Annotated in this window: 16 protein-coding genes; 6 read left to right on the top strand and 10 right to left on the bottom strand. The window is 68.4% G+C overall.

Features of this window, described 5'->3' with window-relative positions; genetic code table 11:
• Positions 1 to 156: 156 nt before the first annotated feature.
• Positions 157 to 837 carry an endonuclease NucS gene (gene nucS / locus CHB84_RS17310; RefSeq protein WP_089302677.1) on the bottom strand — a complete coding sequence of 227 codons (681 nt, stop codon included), beginning with the start codon at positions 835 to 837 and terminating at the stop codon, positions 157 to 159.
• A 102-nt stretch (positions 838 to 939) separates the two neighbouring features.
• On the opposite strand from nucS, the gene CHB84_RS17305 reads away from it, so the two are divergent.
• From CHB84_RS17305 to CHB84_RS17295, 3 genes are all read left to right on the top strand, one after another.
• The gene (locus tag CHB84_RS17305; RefSeq protein ID WP_089302676.1) at positions 940 to 1,470 is read left to right on the top strand and encodes an NUDIX domain-containing protein; all 531 of its coding nucleotides are present in this window, start codon (positions 940 to 942) and stop codon (positions 1,468 to 1,470) included.
• Between the two features lie 118 nt (positions 1,471 to 1,588).
• Entirely contained in the window at positions 1,589 to 2,356 is a 768-nt protein-coding gene (locus tag CHB84_RS17300) for an acyl-CoA thioesterase (RefSeq protein WP_089302675.1), read from the top strand.
• A 33-nt stretch (positions 2,357 to 2,389) separates the two neighbouring features.
• Positions 2,390 to 2,833 carry a winged helix-turn-helix transcriptional regulator gene (locus CHB84_RS17295; protein WP_089302674.1) on the top strand — a complete coding sequence of 148 codons (444 nt, stop codon included), beginning with the start codon at positions 2,390 to 2,392 and terminating at the stop codon, positions 2,831 to 2,833.
• Positions 2,834 to 2,858: 25 nt separating this feature from the next.
• Here the strand turns inward: CHB84_RS17295 and CHB84_RS17290 are convergent, their stop codons facing one another.
• On the bottom strand, positions 2,859 to 3,632 hold the full coding sequence (locus tag CHB84_RS17290; RefSeq protein ID WP_089302692.1) for an enoyl-CoA hydratase-related protein: 774 nt from the start codon (positions 3,630 to 3,632) through the stop codon (positions 2,859 to 2,861).
• Between the two features lie 181 nt (positions 3,633 to 3,813).
• On the opposite strand from CHB84_RS17290, the gene CHB84_RS17285 reads away from it, so the two are divergent.
• Together CHB84_RS17285 and CHB84_RS17280 are read left to right on the top strand one after the other, a co-directional pair.
• Positions 3,814 to 4,008, top strand: coding sequence for a hypothetical protein (locus CHB84_RS17285; protein ID WP_089302673.1), 195 nt, complete (start codon positions 3,814 to 3,816; stop codon positions 4,006 to 4,008).
• A gap of 9 nt (positions 4,009 to 4,017) precedes the next feature.
• Positions 4,018 to 4,797 carry a hypothetical protein gene (locus CHB84_RS17280; RefSeq protein WP_089302672.1) on the top strand — a complete coding sequence of 260 codons (780 nt, stop codon included), beginning with the start codon at positions 4,018 to 4,020 and terminating at the stop codon, positions 4,795 to 4,797.
• A gap of 26 nt (positions 4,798 to 4,823) precedes the next feature.
• Here the strand turns inward: CHB84_RS17280 and CHB84_RS17275 are convergent, their stop codons facing one another.
• Both CHB84_RS17275 and murA read right to left on the bottom strand, forming a co-directional pair.
• Complete coding sequence (locus tag CHB84_RS17275; protein WP_089302671.1) at positions 4,824 to 6,851, bottom strand: protein meaA; 2,028 nt, start codon at positions 6,849 to 6,851, stop codon at positions 4,824 to 4,826.
• A gap of 93 nt (positions 6,852 to 6,944) precedes the next feature.
• Entirely contained in the window at positions 6,945 to 8,207 is a 1,263-nt protein-coding gene (gene murA, locus CHB84_RS17270; RefSeq protein WP_089302670.1) for a UDP-N-acetylglucosamine 1-carboxyvinyltransferase, read from the bottom strand.
• Positions 8,208 to 8,422: 215 nt separating this feature from the next.
• On the opposite strand from murA, the gene CHB84_RS17265 reads away from it, so the two are divergent.
• Entirely contained in the window at positions 8,423 to 8,995 is a 573-nt protein-coding gene (locus tag CHB84_RS17265; protein ID WP_089302669.1) for a cob(I)yrinic acid a,c-diamide adenosyltransferase, read from the top strand.
• Positions 8,996 to 9,067: 72 nt separating this feature from the next.
• On the opposite strand, the gene CHB84_RS17260 is transcribed toward CHB84_RS17265, so the two are convergent.
• The 6 genes from CHB84_RS17260 to CHB84_RS17235 all read right to left on the bottom strand — a co-directional run bounded on the left by CHB84_RS17260 (position 9,068) and on the right by CHB84_RS17235 (position 15,082).
• Positions 9,068 to 9,502: a DUF2550 domain-containing protein gene (locus CHB84_RS17260; protein ID WP_089302668.1), complete on the bottom strand. Its 435-nt coding sequence runs from the start codon at positions 9,500 to 9,502 to the stop codon at positions 9,068 to 9,070.
• Positions 9,503 to 9,526: 24 nt separating this feature from the next.
• On the bottom strand, positions 9,527 to 9,892 hold the full coding sequence (locus CHB84_RS17255) for a F0F1 ATP synthase subunit epsilon (RefSeq protein WP_089302667.1): 366 nt from the start codon (positions 9,890 to 9,892) through the stop codon (positions 9,527 to 9,529).
• 188 nt (positions 9,893 to 10,080) lie between these two features.
• On the bottom strand, positions 10,081 to 11,535 hold the full coding sequence (gene atpD, locus CHB84_RS17250; RefSeq protein ID WP_089302666.1) for a F0F1 ATP synthase subunit beta: 1,455 nt from the start codon (positions 11,533 to 11,535) through the stop codon (positions 10,081 to 10,083).
• A 4-nt stretch (positions 11,536 to 11,539) separates the two neighbouring features.
• A complete protein-coding gene (locus CHB84_RS17245) occupies positions 11,540 to 12,490 on the bottom strand; it encodes a F0F1 ATP synthase subunit gamma (protein WP_089302665.1) in 951 nt (316 codons plus the stop codon).
• Between the two features lie 12 nt (positions 12,491 to 12,502).
• The gene (gene atpA, locus CHB84_RS17240; protein ID WP_089302664.1) at positions 12,503 to 14,143 is read right to left on the bottom strand and encodes a F0F1 ATP synthase subunit alpha; all 1,641 of its coding nucleotides are present in this window, start codon (positions 14,141 to 14,143) and stop codon (positions 12,503 to 12,505) included.
• A 99-nt stretch (positions 14,144 to 14,242) separates the two neighbouring features.
• Positions 14,243 to 15,082, bottom strand: coding sequence for a F0F1 ATP synthase subunit delta (locus CHB84_RS17235; protein WP_089302663.1), 840 nt, complete (start codon positions 15,080 to 15,082; stop codon positions 14,243 to 14,245).
• Positions 15,083 to 15,087: the final 5 nt, after the last annotated feature.

The following is a 15,087-nucleotide window of genomic DNA, read 5'->3' as shown; positions in this document are numbered from 1 at the left end:
CACCATCACCACCCCCACCCGACGGCACTACACCGAACACCACACCCCACCAACACAGCCACAACCCCCCGAACCCAACGCCACCGACCCACCAGGCGACCCGCCGTTCTGAAGCTACGTTCAAACGGGAGACTCGGGCGACCGGGACCGGAACGTTCAGAACAAGCGGAACTCGTCGGGTTCGATGCCCCGCAGGGCGTCGTAGTCCAGGGTCACGCAGCGGATTCCACGATCCTCGGCGAGGGTCCGCGCCTGTGGCTTGATCTGCTGGGCGGCGAACACCCCGTATACCGGGGAGAGCAGCGGGTCACGGTTGAGCAGGTCGAGGTAGCGCGTGAGCTGCTCGACCCCGTCGATCTCACCCCTGCGTTTGATCTCCACCGCCACCGTGGAGCCGCCCGCGTCCTTGGCCAGAATGTCCACCGGCCCGATCGCGGTCGGGTACTCCCTGCGTATCAGGTTATAGCCGTCACCGAGCGTACCGATGTGCTCGGCGAGCAGCTCCTGCAGGTGCGCTTCGACGCCGTCCTTGACCAGCCCCGGCTCGGCGCCCAGCTCGTGCTCGGAGTCGTGCAGCAGCTCGGCGATGGTGACCACCAGCTTCTCACCGGACTTGTTCTGCACCGTCCACACCGACACGGCCTCGTCGTCCTGCCCGCTGTCGTCGATGAGCCAGCACGGGGGGCTCATCCAGTTCAACGGCTTGTAGGCACGGTCATCGGAATGCACCGACACCGAGCCGTCGGCCTTGACCAGCAGGAGGCGGTTGGCCATCGGCAGGTGTGCGGTCACCCTGCCGGCGTAGTCCACAGTGCAACGAGCGATCACGAGGCGCACGGCACGCAGCGTAATTCACCCGGCACCGGCCGCGCGCCACGGGGCGCTCGACGAACCGACCTCGGTGACCGGTGGCTGACCGGTGCGGCAGGATCGGTCGCTATGGAAACCGTGGGTACGCGCGAGGTCTACAGCAACAACTGGATGAGTGTCCGGGAGGACGTGATCCGGCGGCAGGACGGCTCCGATGGCATTTACGGAGTCGTCGACAAACCCGACTACGCTCTGGTCATCCCGCTCGACGGGGACCACGTCCGGCTTGTCGAGCAGTACCGGTACCCGATCGGCTTGCGCCGCTGGGAGTTCCCCCAGGGAACCGCGCCCGGCAGGGACGAGGACTCGCCACGTGAGCTGGCTGCCCAGGAGCTGCGCGAGGAGACGGGGCTGACCGCGAGCACGCTGAACGAGCTCGGCGTGCTCGATCTGGCTCCCGGCGTGTCGAGCCAGCGTGGCCGGGTCTTCCTTGCCACCGGCCTGTGCGCGGGTGAGCACGAGCGCGAGCACGAGGAGCAGGACATGCGCTCCGCGTGGTTCAGCAGGGCCGAGTTCGAGGCGATGATCACCCGCGCGGAGATCACCGACGCCCAGTCGATCGCGGCTTACACGCTACTCCTGCTGCACGAGCGCCGATGAGCTGACCGGCCCGGCATTCACACCGGAGACGGCGGCCAGTCTTGCGTTCCGAACTGGTAAGTTGGAAAATCCAACTTACCACTGCGGGCGCAAGCTCGGGAACGCGACGGGAGAACCTATGTCGACTTCGGTTCAGCTGGACAGCCTGGACACCACCTGGCAGTCCTGGGACGGGATGCATGGCGGGTACCTTGCCGGGCTGCTGGTCAGCCACGCTCGCGAGCAGCTACCCGGCGTCGCGAGCGGCGCCGCCGCACGCGCCCTGCACGTCAACCTGCTCACCGCGGTCCGGGGCGGCCGCATCGACCTGCGCGGCGAGGTACTTCGCGCCACGCGCAACACCACCACCGTCCGCGTCACACTCGCGGCGGCCGGGCAGGATGCCGTGACCGGTATCGCCACGTTCGGGCAGGCGGGCGAGGGCGCCGCGACCGACCGGCCCGGCGAAACCGCCCCGGATGTCGCGCCCGCGCCGGACTGCCCCGTGCTTCCCGTGGATGACCTGGTGCCCTTCGCGCGCAACGTGGAGATCCGGCCTGCGGACGGGCGCGCTCCGCTGCTCGGCGGACCGGAGCCCGAGCTGACCGCATGGCTGCGGCTGCGCACCCCGCCCGCCGACCCGGCCCAGGCCGCGGTGGTCCTGGTGGACACCCTCGCCCCCGGGTTGTACGGCGTGCTTCGCGAGCCGGTCCCCATACCGACCGTGGAGCTGGCTGCGCACTTCACCGAGAGCCTGCGCGGGTTCGAGCCGGGCGACTGGGTCCTCGGCAGGATCCGCACCGAGCACGCCGCGGCCGGGTGGTGCGTCGACGACTGCACACTGTGGAACGTCACTGGCACGATGCTGGCTACCGGAAGGCAGACCCGGCGGGTCCTTCTCTCCTGACCCGGACCGGCCGCACCCGAGGAGGTTCCCCGCATGCCACACCGTCCGCGCCAGTGCTCGATCGCCGATGCGCTGAGCATCGTTGGTGAACGGTGGAGCCTGCTGACGCTGCGTGAGGTCTTCCTCGGGGTCCGGCGGTTCGACCGGATCGCGCGCAACACCGGAGCCAGCAGGGACATCCTCACCGCGCGCCTGACCAAACTCGTCGAAACGGGACTGCTGGAAAAGAAGCAGTACGAGACGCACCCACCGCGCTACGAGTACGTCCCGACGGAAACAGGTCAGGCACTGCACTCGGTGCTGCTGTCGCTGATGGACTGGGGCGACCGCTACATCACGCGCACGGACCCGCCCACGGTCTGGGCGCATGACTGCGGGGCGACCCTGCGGCCGGTGATGGTCTGCGAGCACTGCCGCGAACCGGTTCGCCCGGAGGAGCTGACCGTAGTCCGTGTCGACCAGCCCAACCCGGAATGAGGCGCCCGGCGCGTCACCCGGCACCTCACTCCGGCCACTCCGGCTTGCGCTTGGCCAGGAACGCCGCCATGCCTTCCTTCGCAGCGGGCGACTGGGACGCCTCGGCCATCACCTCCAGCGCGACGTCGTAGGCCTCCGACTCGGGACGGTCGAGCTGCGCGTAGAGGGTGCGCTTGCCGAGTGCCTTGCTCGCCGGGCTACCCCGGGTGGCCCGGTCGAGCAGGTCGGCCACCGCGCCGTCCAGCTCGGCGTCCGGGACCACCCGGTTGACCAGCCCCCACTGCTCGGCTGTCGCCGCGTCCACGGTCTCGCCCGTCAGGGCCATCTCCATCAGCCGCTTCCTGCCGACCGCGCGGGCGACCGGCACGGCAGGGGTATGGCAGAACCAACCGCCCTTACCGCCGGGAAGGGCGAACCCCGCCGACTGCCCGGCCACGGCCAGATCGCAGGAGGCCACCAGCTGGCAACCCGCGGCCGTGGCGAGCCCGTGCACCCGGGCGATCACGACCTGCGGCACCGACTGGATCGTGCGCATCAGCCGGGTGCACAGCTCGAGCAGGCGGGCAACGCCCTCGTGGTCGCGCTCGGCGACATCGGCGAAGTCGTGACCTGCCGAGAACACCGGGCCGTTCGCTGCGAGTACGACCCCGCTCGCGTCCGAGTCCGCCGCCTGCTCGAAGGCGTCGAGCAGCGCGGCGAGGTGTTCCTCGGACAGCGCGTTGCGGCGCGCTGGTTTGTTCATCGTGACGGTCAGGGTCGCCCCGTCCCTGGTGAGAAGGACGCTGTCCTCGTGAGTCATGCCCTCACGGTACTGCCGCAGCCGCGGCGGCACCATGGTCGAACGTGTGACGCGATCACGCCACGCCGCGCGCGTCGGCTCCTGCCATTGTCGGTGTCCGGGCGTATGATCACAGCGGAACCGGTTCCGCCAGCACGACGTCGCAGCCCCGTACGTGAGCACAAGGCTCGAGTGAAGGCGGATGATGGAGATGGTCAGCGAGGAGGATCACCGGCAGCTGGAACAAGCCACCGAGCTGGTGCGTGGGGTCATCGAGCGGCACAGGAGCGAGGACCTCCGGGCGATTTCCGTGCTCAACTCGGCCATCCAGGAGATCCGCGTCGGGGAGCGCTATCTCGACTCGGACACCTCGCCTGCCGGTGACAGCGTCCGGTAGGTTCATACCGTGACTCGCAGCACCGGAGAACGCATCAGCAGTACCGTTACCATCCCGCGCCGCTTCACCGGCCCGCCACGCTCGGCCAACGGCGGCTACGCGTGCGGCGTGACGGCGCACGCGCTGACCGAAGGGGCCGCGGAGGTCAGCCTGCGCACCCCGCCGCCGGTCGAGCGCCCGCTGCGGGTGGCGGCCGACGACCAGCGGTGCGCCCTCTACGACGGTGAACAGCTGATCTCCGAGGCGCGGCACGCCAAGGTCGAGATCACCCCGCCGGAGCCGGTAACCGTCGCCGAGGCCGAGGCGGCCGCTCGCACCTTCGAGTTCGCCCCGTACCGCGCGTCCACACCCTTCCCCGGGTGCGTCGCCTGCGGGCCCGACCGGGCCGAAGGCGACGGGCTGCGCATCTTCCCCGGGCTGGTCGACCGGACGGAACCGCTCGTGGCCTGGCCGTGGACTCCGGACGACTCGCTCGACTCCGGGGACGGCGGCGTCGACGTCCCGACCGTGTGGGCCGCGCTGGACTGCCCGAGCGGCTGGGCCTGGTACCACCAGCCCGGCCCCAACCCGCCGCACGTACTCGGGCGGATGGCCGCGCAGATAGCGCGCAGGCCCGCCTGCGGGGAACCAACCGTCGTGGGCTCCTGGGCACTCGGCGACGCCAACCGGAAACGATTCTCCGCCTCGGCGATCTGGTCGGCCGACGGAACCCTGCTGGCCTGTGCGCGAGCCACCTGGATCGCACTGACCGAGGAGCAGATGGAGCAGTTCGCCGCGTCGGTGTCCTGAGCCCGCCTCAGCCGGATACGGGCGCGTCACACCGCGAGCTGCGGCTGCCCCAGCCCCTTCGCCTCGCGGACAACCGTGACCACCTCATCCATGATCTCGGTGAGCTCGTAGTCCTTGGGGGTGAATACGCGGGCGATCCCCCGGCTGGTCAGCTCCTCGGCGTCCGCCGGCGGGATGATCCCGCCGACGATCACCGGCACGTCGCCGGCGCCCGCGGCACGCAGCCCCTCGACCACATCCGGCACGACGTCCAGGTGCGAACCGGACAGCACGGACAGGCCGACCACATGCACGTCCTCCTGCACGGCCGCCGCGACGATCTGCTCCGGCGTGAGGCGGATGCCCTGATAGACCACCTCGAACCCGGCGTCCCGCGCGCGCACGGCGACCTGCTCGGCCCCGTTGGAGTGGCCGTCCAGGCCCGGCTTGCCGACCAGCATGCGCAGCCGCTCGCCCAGCTCCTCTCCGGTGGCCCGCACGCGCTCGCGCACCGTGGCGAGCTCGCCACCGGCTCCGGGCGCGGCCGAGGACGACACCCCGGTCGGCGCCCGGTACTCGCCGAAGACCTCGCGCAGCGTACCGGCCCACTCGCCGGTGGTCACCCCGGCACGCGCGCATTCGAGAGTGGCCTCGAACAGGTTCTCGTCGGTGCCTGCGACCTCCCTGAGCCGTGCCATCGCGCTGTCCACCGCCTCGGAGTCCCGCTGCGACCTCCAGGACTCCAGCGCGGCCACAGCGCTGGCCTCCACCTCCGGATCCACCGTCTCGATGGCTTCGGCCCCCTCCGCCTGCAGTGGGCTCGGCTCGGAGGTGTCGAACTTGTTCACCCCGACCAGGACCCGTTCGCCCGACTCGACCTTGCGCCGGTACTCCCCGAGCGAGGCCACCAGCTGGGACTTCATGTACCCGCTTTCCACCGCGGCGACCGCCCCGCCCATCTGCTGGACGTGGTCGATCTCCTTGCGCGCGTCGGCGACGATCTCGTTCACCCGCTGGGTGATGACGGTGGAACCCTCGAAGATGTCCTCGTACTCCAGCAGGTCCGTCTCGTAGGCGAGCACCTGCTGCATGCGCAGCGCCCACTGCTGATCCCACGGGCGCGGCAGTCCCAGCGCCTCGTTCCACGCGGGCAGCTGGATCGCGCGGGCGCGGGAGTCCTTGGACATCGCCACCGCCAGCATCTCCAGCACGATGCGCTGCACGTTGTTCTCCGGCTGAGCCTCGGTCAGGCCGAGCGAGTTCACCTGCACCCCGTACCGGAACCGGCGCGCCTTGGGGTCGGTCACGCCGTACCGGTCCCTGGTGATCTCGTCCCAGAGCTGGGTGAACGCGCGCATCTTGCACATCTCCTCGACGAACCGCACTCCGGCGTTGACGAAGAAGGACATGCGCGAGACGACCCTGGTCATCTCCGCGTCGTCCACGCGCTCCCGCACGGCGTCGAGCACCGCCATCGCCGTGCACATCGCGTAGGCGACTTCCTGCGTCGGTGTGGCCCCTGCTTCCTGCAGGTGGTAGCTGCAGATGTTGATCGGGTTCCACTTCGGTACGTGCTGCACCGTCCAGGTGATCACGTCGGTGGTCAGCCGCAGGCTCGGTCCCGGAGGGAAGATGTAGGTACCCCGGGACAGGTACTCCTTGATGACGTCGTTCTGCGTGGTCCCGGTCAGCTGGGCGAGCACCTCATCGGTGTCGCGCCCCTGCTCGCGGGCCTGCTCCTCGGCCACGGTGACATACAGGGCCAGCAACCACATGGCGGGCGCGTTGATCGTCATCGACGTGTTCGCCTCGGCGAGCGGGATCCCGTCGAACAGCTGCCGCATGTCGCCGATGTGGCTGATCGGCACACCGACCTTGCCCACCTCGCCGCGCGAGAGCGGGTGATCGGCGTCGTATCCGGTCTGGGTCGGCAGGTCGAAGGCCACCGACAGGCCTGTCTGCCCCTTGGCGAGGTTCCGCCGGTACAGCGCGTTGGACGCCTCCGCCGAGGAGTGGCCCGCGTAGGTCCGCATCACCCACGGGCGGTCACGCTGATCGTCTGTCGGGTACGGCATTCGCTGACCTTCCCTAAGTTCTACCCACCGTGCCGAGTGCTCGACTCGAGGATACTGGCCGGTAGTCGCGATGTCCCCGACGCTGTGACCAACTCACCCTTCCACGACGCGCTCGATGTGCGCGCCGAGCCGGTTGAGGTTCTCCACGAAGTACGGATAGCCGCGGTCGATATGGAACACGTCCCAGATCTGGGTGACCCCCTCCGCGCAGAGGCCTGCCAGCACCAGCCCCGCCCCCGCGCGGATGTCCGAGGCCCACACCGGGGCACTGGAAAGCTTGTCCACACCGCGTACAACGGCATGGTGGCCGTCGGTACGCGCGTCGGCACCCAGCCGGACCATCTCGTCGATGAACCGGAAGCGTGACTCGTAGACGTTCTCGGTGATCATCGACGTGCCGTCGGCGACGGCGGCCAGCACCACCGCGAACGGCTGCAGGTCGGTCGCGAACCCCGGGTACGGCAGTGTCACGAAGTCGATCGCCTTCGGGCGGTCGTGCTGTACCACCCGGAACCCCTCGTCGCCGAGCACCGTGACCTCGGCGCCCGCGTGCCGCAGCTTCTCGAGCACGAGATCGAGGTGATGCGCGTTGACGCCGTGCACCGTGATGTCACCACGGGTGGCCGCCGCCGCGAACGCCCAGCTCGCCCCCACGATGCGGTCACCGATCACGCGGTGCGTCGTCGGTCGCAGCGCGTCCACCCCGTGCACCGTCAGCGTGGACGTTCCCGCGCCCTCGATCTGCGCACCCATCTCCTGCAGCATCACGCAGATGTCGATGATCTCGGGTTCCCTTGCCGCGTTGTCGATGACCGTGGTGCCCGTGGCGAGCACAGCCGCCATGAGGATGTTCTCGGTCGCTCCCACGCTGGGGAAGTCCAGCCAGATCTGCGCGCCGTGCAGCCCCTCGGCCTCGGCCACCACGCAACCGTGATCGATGTGGCTGTTCGCGCCGAGCTTGCGTAGCCCGTTCTGGTGCATGTCCAGCGGGCGGGAACCGATCGCGTCACCGCCGGGCAGCGCGACGACCGCCCGTTTGAGCCTGCCAACGAGCGGGCCGAGCACGCACACCGAGGCACGGAGCTTGCCCATCGCCGTCGTACTCGCCTGGTGAGCCAGGTCCGCCGGTGTGTCGATCGTGACCGTGTCGGCATCGATCTCGACCGCGCAGCCCACGCTGCGCAGTACATCCGCCATCAGCGGGACGTCGAGGATCTCGGGGCAGTTGGTGATGGTGGTCGTGCCCTCGGCGAGCAACGCCGCTGCCATCAACTTGAGTACGCTGTTCTTGGCCCCGACGACCTGCACCTCACCCGCGAGTCGAGTGCCGCCATGGACGTCGAAGTGCTCGCTCACCCAATCCTCCTCAGCAACGTATTCAGTTCTCGGTCACCGCTGCCCCGAGGGAAGGCCTACACAGTACAGCAGACAGGCGCCACCGGACGGCCCTGTCGCCACGGCGGGTGTCGAGCCCGCGACTCCGGCGCAGCGGCCATGGTAAGCGAGCCCGCACGCCGCTGAAGGGTTCGGGTACTCCCCCGTCCCCGGTAGCCGCGGCGTAGAGTGCCGGTATGTCCGTTCGCATCAACCGCGTCTACACCCGGGTCGGCGACAACGGCACGACCGCGCTCGGGGACAGCTCACGGATCCCGAAAACCGCGCCGCGCATCGGCGCCTACGCCGATGTCGACGAGACGAACTCCGCGATCGGTACCGCGCTGGCTCTCGGCGGGCTCGACCAGGAGATCGCGGAGCTGCTCGGCTCCGTGCAGAACGACCTCTTCGACGTCGGAGCAGACCTGTGCACCCCGGTGGTGGACGGCCTGGAGTTCCCCCCGCTGCGCGTGACCGAGTCCTACATCGAGCGCCTCGAGGGGTGGTGCGACCAGTACAACGAGCAGCTGCCCAAGCTCACGTCGTTCATCCTGCCCGGCGGAACACCCGGCGCTGCCCTGCTGCACCAGGCACGCACGATCGCCAGGCGTGCCGAGCGCAGCGCCTGGATGCTCACCGAGTCCGATCCCGAACACACCAACGAGCTCGCCGTACGCTACCTCAACCGGCTGTCCGACCTGCTGTTCATCCTCGCCAGGCTCGCCAACCCGGACGGCGACGTGCTGTGGCGCCCCGGCGCGCAGAGCTGAGCCGGGACGAGCCGAGGGACTCCTCGGGTGCAGCATGCGCACCGAAGGAGCCCTTCGGCTCGGCACGTGGAACTAGCTGGCGCGCGGCATCTGACGGCCGGGCGGGGCCGACTCGAGCCAGGAGAGGAACCCCGTCAGCGGGCCGGGACCCATCGCGATCTCGATGAACGACCTGGTCCGTGACTCGCAGCTGAGCACCGTGGCTTCGGGCGGAAGCGCGTAGACCTCGGTCCCGCTCGGCTCGCGCCGGGCCGATATCGCCAGGTTGTTGCGGGAGAGAACCCGGTCGGGTCCGCTACGCACACTCATCACGCGGAACCACAGGAACTCCTCACCGTGGTACCGGCCGATGCCCAGGTGCCAGCCGCCATCACCGGCGCGGCGCCGCCATCGCAGCGCGACGTTGACGCCACCTGCCTGCAAAACCCTGCGCCAGCGCACGACCATCCAGCACAGGGCGAGCACCGCCACACCCAGGAGCCCGATGATGAGAAGCGTGATGTTCACGGCAGGCTCCCGATCGCGGCACGCTCAGTCTGACTGCCCCGCGACGCGCAATCGTGCGCTCGCTCTCGCGCGTTCGTCCTCGTCCTCGTCCTCGAGGGCCCGCCGTGCGGCCTCCACGTCGATCTCCCCGGCCAGCTCGGCCGACTCGGCGAGCACGCTCACGGTGTCCCCGGTCACCGACAGGAAACCACCCTGCACAGCCGCGCTCACGTGGTCGCCGTCCGAGGTCGTTACGGTGACGACGCCACCCTCGACGAGCTGACCGAGCATCGGCTCGTGCCCGGGCATAACGCCGATCTCACCCTCGGTCGTCTGCGCGACGACGAACGATCCGGTGCCCGACCACAACCGGCGCTCCACCGCGACAAGCTCGACGGACATCTCGGCCACGTGACTCTCCTTCACACAAGCATGTCACCGGCTACAAGCAGTGGCTCGCAGCAACGAACAACGACTGGCTCCGGCAGGCGCACTTCACAGTCTAATTGGTGTCCGATCCCACTCGGCAACACGGCGGGGTCGACTCCCCTCGACCGGGTCGAGGAGAAAAGCCAGTACGACCCCGCCGTGCCCGCAGGTCACTTGCCGGTGATCTCGGCGTGCTTCTTCTCCAGGTCCTCGAGCCCACCGATGCCCAGGAAAGCCTGCTCCGGGAAGTGATCGAACTCACCCGTGCTGATCTTGTCGAAGGCCTCGATGGTCTCGTTCCGCGGCACCGTCGAGCCGGGCTGTCCGGTGAACTGCTCGGCCACCAGCATGTTCTGGGACAGGAAGCGCTCGATGCGCCGCGCCCGGTTCACCGTGAGCTTGTCCTCTTCGGACAGCTCGTCGATACCGAGGATGGCGATGATGTCCTGCAGCTCCTTGTACTTCTGCAGGATCCGGATGACCTCCGAGGCGACGCGGTAGTGCTCGTCACCGACGATCGCGGGGTCCAGGATCGTCGACGAGGAGGTCAGCGGGTCGACCGCCGGGAAGATACCCTTCTGGAACACCGACCGGGACAGCTCCGTGGTCGCGTCGAGGTGCGCGAAGGTCGTCGCGGGCGCCGGGTCGGTGTAGTCGTCGGCCGGCACGTAGATCGCCTGCATCGAGGTGATCGAACGGCCCTTGACCGAGGTGATCCGCTCCTGCAGGAAGCCCATCTCGTCCGCAAGCGTCGGCTGGTAACCCACCGCCGAGGGCATACGGCCGAGCAGGGTGGAGACCTCCTGGCCGGCCTGGGTGAACCGGAAGATGTTGTCGATGAACAGCAGGACGTCCTGGTTCTGCACATCCCGGAAGTACTCGGCCATGGTCAGCCCGGACAGCGCGACGCGCATACGGGTCCCCGGCGGCTCGTCCATCTGGCCGAAGACCAGGGCGGTGTCGTTGATGACACCGTCCTCACTCATCTCGAGGAAGAGGTCGGTGCCCTCACGGGTACGCTCACCGACACCCGCGAAGACCGAGGTACCGCCGAAGTTGCGGGCCACACGGGTGATCATCTCCTTGATCAGCACCGTCTTGCCGACACCGGCACCACCGAACAGGCCGATCTTGCCACCCTGCACGTACGGGGTGAGCAGATCGATCACCTTCAGGCCGGTCTCGAGGACCTCGGTCTTGCCCTCGAGCTGGTCGAACGCAGGCGGGTCCCGGTGGATGGACCAGCGCTCGAGGTCGTCGCCGTAGCCGGGCTCGTCGAGGCACTCGCCGAGCACGTTGTAGACGTGGCCCTTGACCTTGTCCCCGACCGGCACCGTGATCGGCGAACCGGTGTCCCGCACGGGGCTACCCCGTACCAGGCCGTCCTGCGGCTGCAGGGAAATCGTCCGCACCAGGTTGTCACCGAGGTGCTGGGCGACCTCCAGGGTCACCGTCTTGGCGAGCTCGGCGAACTCGACGTCGACCTTCAGAGCGTTGAACTGTTCAGGCAGCGCACCCCGCGGGAACTCGACGTCGACGACCGGGCCCCGGACCGCCACGATCCGGCCCGTCGCTGCGCCGTCCTTTCCGGCTGCGGATACCGCTGTGTTTGCATCGGCAGTCATAGGTCTACTCTTCACTTCCTGCTGTGGCCAGCGCGTTCGCGCCGCCGACGATTTCGCTGATCTCCTGGGTGATCTGTGCCTGGCGAGCCTGGTTCGCCTCACGGGTGAGGGTGTCCACGAGCTCGTTGGCGTTGTCCGAGGCCGCCTTCATCGCCGTGCGTCGCGCGGCGAGTTCGGACGCGGCCGATTCGAGCAACGCCGCAAAGATCCGCGTGTAGATGTACTTCGGAAGCAGGGCCCCCAGCAGGGTCTCAGCGCTGGGCTCGAAGTCGTAGGACGGCAACAAGCTCGGCGCCGAGGACTCTCCGTCGCCCTCGTCCGCGTACTCGATCTCCAACGGAGCGACCCGTTTCGCCACCGGTGTCTGGGTGAGCATAGACCGGAACTCGGTGTAGACGACGTGAATCTCGTCGACGCCGGGGACCCCGTCCGGGCCGGGCCCTTGCTCGTCGTCGTCCGCACCGGCGAGGAACGAATCGACGAGAGCCTCGCCGGCCTCGGCCGCGTTGTGATAGTGCGGCTGGTCGGAGAACCCGGTCCAGCTCTCGGTGACCTCTCGGTCCCGGAACCGGAAGTAGTTCAGACCCTTCACACCGATCACGTAGAGCACTGGCTCCTTGCCCTGTTCCCGGAGCAGGGAGACCAGCTCCTCTGCCGTGCGAAGCACGTTGGAGTTGTAGCCACCGCACAGTCCCTTGTCACTGGTGACCACAAGCACCGCCGCGCGCTTGGGGTGCTCCCGCTCGACGAGCAAGGGATTGTCCAGATTGGTCGACGCGGTGGCCAGTGCCTGCAGGACCTTGGTGATCTCCTCGGAGTAGGGACGGGCGGCCTCCACCCGCGCCTGTGCCTTGGAGATGCGCGAAGTGGCGATGAGCTCCATCGCCTTCGTGATCTTGCCGACCGACTTGGTCGACTTGATCCTCGCTCGTAGTTCGCGAAGTTGCGCAGCCATCTACTTACCTGGTCACTTCTTCGGTGCCGGCTTGTTGACCTTCACAGTCTCCTGCCCGACCTTCTCGGACTCCATGGCCTCGGCGTCCTGAGGCACGACCGAGCTCCCGTCGGCGGCGGTGAACTGCCTCTTGAACTCGTCGACGGCCTCGTCGATGCGCTTGCCGTTCTCATCGGACCACTCGCCGGTGTCCCGCAGCTCGGCGAGCACGCCCTCGTGCTTGCGGCGCAGGTGGTCCAGGAACTCGCGGCTGAAGCGGTTCACATCGTCGATGGGCACCGTGTCGAAGTGCCCGCTGGTGCCGAGGTAGACCGTGACGATCTGCTCCTCGACCGGGACCGGCGCGTACTGCGGCTGCTTGAGCACCTCGTACAGGCGGCTACCACGATCCAGCTGCGCCTTCGACGCGGCGTCGAGGTCGGAGGCGAACGCGGCGAACGACTTGAGCTCGTCGTACTGCGAGAGGTCGATACGCAACGAACCCGCGACCTTCTTCATGGCCTTGACCTGTGCGTCACCACCGACACGGGAGACCGAGGTCGTCGGGTCGACCGCCGGGCGCTGCCCCGCGTTGAACAGGTCCGACTGGAAGAAGCACTGCCCGTCGGTGATCGAGATGACGTTGGTCGGGATGTAGGCCGAGATGTCGTTGGCCTTGGTCTCGATGATCGGCAGCCCCGTCAGCGACCCGGCGCCGAGCTCGTCGTTCAGCTTCGCGCAGCGCTCGAGCAGCCTGGAGTGCAGGTAGAAGACGTCACCGGGGAACGCCTCGCGGCCCGGCGGCCTGCGCAGCAGCAGCGAGATCGCGCGGTACGCCTCGGCCTGCTTGGTCAGGTCGTCGAAGACGACCAGTACGTGGTTGCCCTGGTACATCCAGTGCTGACCGAGCGCCGATCCGGTGTAGGGCGCGAGCCACTTGTAACCCGCGGAGTCCGAGGCGGGCGCGGCGACGATGGTGGTGTAGTCCATCGCCCCTGCCTGCTGGAGGGACTCGCGGACCGCGGCGATCGTGGACCCCTTCTGGCCGATCGCGACGTAGATGCAGCGCACCTGCTGCTTCGGGTCGCCGGTGTCCCAGTTGGCCTTCTGGTTGATGATCGTGTCGACCGCGACCGCCGTCTTACCGGTCTTGCGGTCACCGATCATCAGCTGGCGCTGTCCCCTGCCGATCGGGGTCATCGCGTCGATCGCCGTGATGCCGGTCTGCAGCGGCTCGGAGACCGGCTGGCGCTGCACGACCGAGGCGGCCTGCAGCTCGAGCGCCCGGCGGCTCTCGCTGGAGATCTCGCCGAGACCGTCGATCGGCTTGCCGAGCGGATCGATGACACGCCCGAGGAACTGCTCACCGACCGGGACGGAGAGGATCCGCCCCGTCCGCTTGACCTCCTGCCCCTGTTCGATGTCCTCGAAGTCACCCAGGATGGCCACACCGAGCTGTGTCGCCTCGAGGTTCAGCGCGACGCCGAACACGCCGCCGGGGAACTCCAGCAGCTCGTTGGCCATGGTCGACGGCAGCCCCTCGACGTGCGCGATACCGTCACCGGCGTCGACGACGACGCCGACCTCCTCCCGGCTCACGTCCGGGGAATAACTCGAGACATAGTTCTCGATCGCGTTGGCGACCTCTTCCGAGGAGATCGTCAGCTCCGCCATGTCGTTCCCGCTCTCACTTGTCGGTCTCTTCGATTGCCCTGATGGTTTTGTCCGAGTATGTCGTGTGGTCCCGCTCACATCGTGCGCAGGCCGGGCGAACTAGCGCGCAAGCTGCCCGCGCACGGACCTGAGCCTGCCCGCCGTACTTCCGTCGATGACCTCGTCACCGACCTTGATGAGCAGGCCGCCGATCAAGTCCGGTTTGACCTGTACGTGCACCGCCATCGACCTGCCGTAGATGCGCTGCAGGCGCTCGGTCAGTGCACCACGCTGCTCCTCGGTCAGCTCCGTCGCGGTGACGACGTGCGCCACGGACCGCTCGCGCCTGTGCGCAGCCTGCGCGGCGAGCTTGTCCAGCGCGTTCGCCACGCTCCGGCCACGCGGCTGAGCCGCCACCTGCTCCAGCATGGTCTGTGTCACGGAGGTGAGCTTGCCCGAGAAGAGCTCACGCACCAGCCTACGCTTCGAGTCCGCGGGAGTGGTCCGGTCGGCGAGAACGTTGTCCAGCGCGGACTCCTCGGTCAGCAGCCGCGCGGCCTGGAACAGCTCCGCCTCGACGGTCTCGAGGGTGCCCTCCCGCTCGGCGCCGATCAGCAAGGCGGATGCGCCGAGTACGGTGGTTCCCTCCAGCAGCTCACGCGGCGTGGACCACTTGCTTGCCACGACGGTGTCCAGGATCTGCAGGGTCGGCTCGCTGACCTTGCCCTCGAGGAGGCTACGCACCAGCCGCGTACGGCCTGCCTCCTCCGACGAGGCGTCCGCGACAGCTCTGCGCAGCGAGATCTCCGTGCTGAGCAGGTACGCGAATGCGTACAGTTCCTCCCCGACGACCGCAGGATTGGCCCCGGGGTCGTCGAGGATCTCGCCGAGGCGCCCCTCGGCGAGCTCGAGCGCCTCCCGGCTCGCCGCATGCAGTGTTGTCTCGGTTGACTCCGCCATGCGCC

The sequence above is a fragment of the Haloechinothrix alba genome, from assembly GCF_900188115.1.
Lineage (GTDB): Bacteria > Actinomycetota > Actinomycetes > Mycobacteriales > Pseudonocardiaceae > Haloechinothrix > Haloechinothrix alba.
This window is presented reverse-complemented; position numbering and strand designations above follow the sequence as displayed.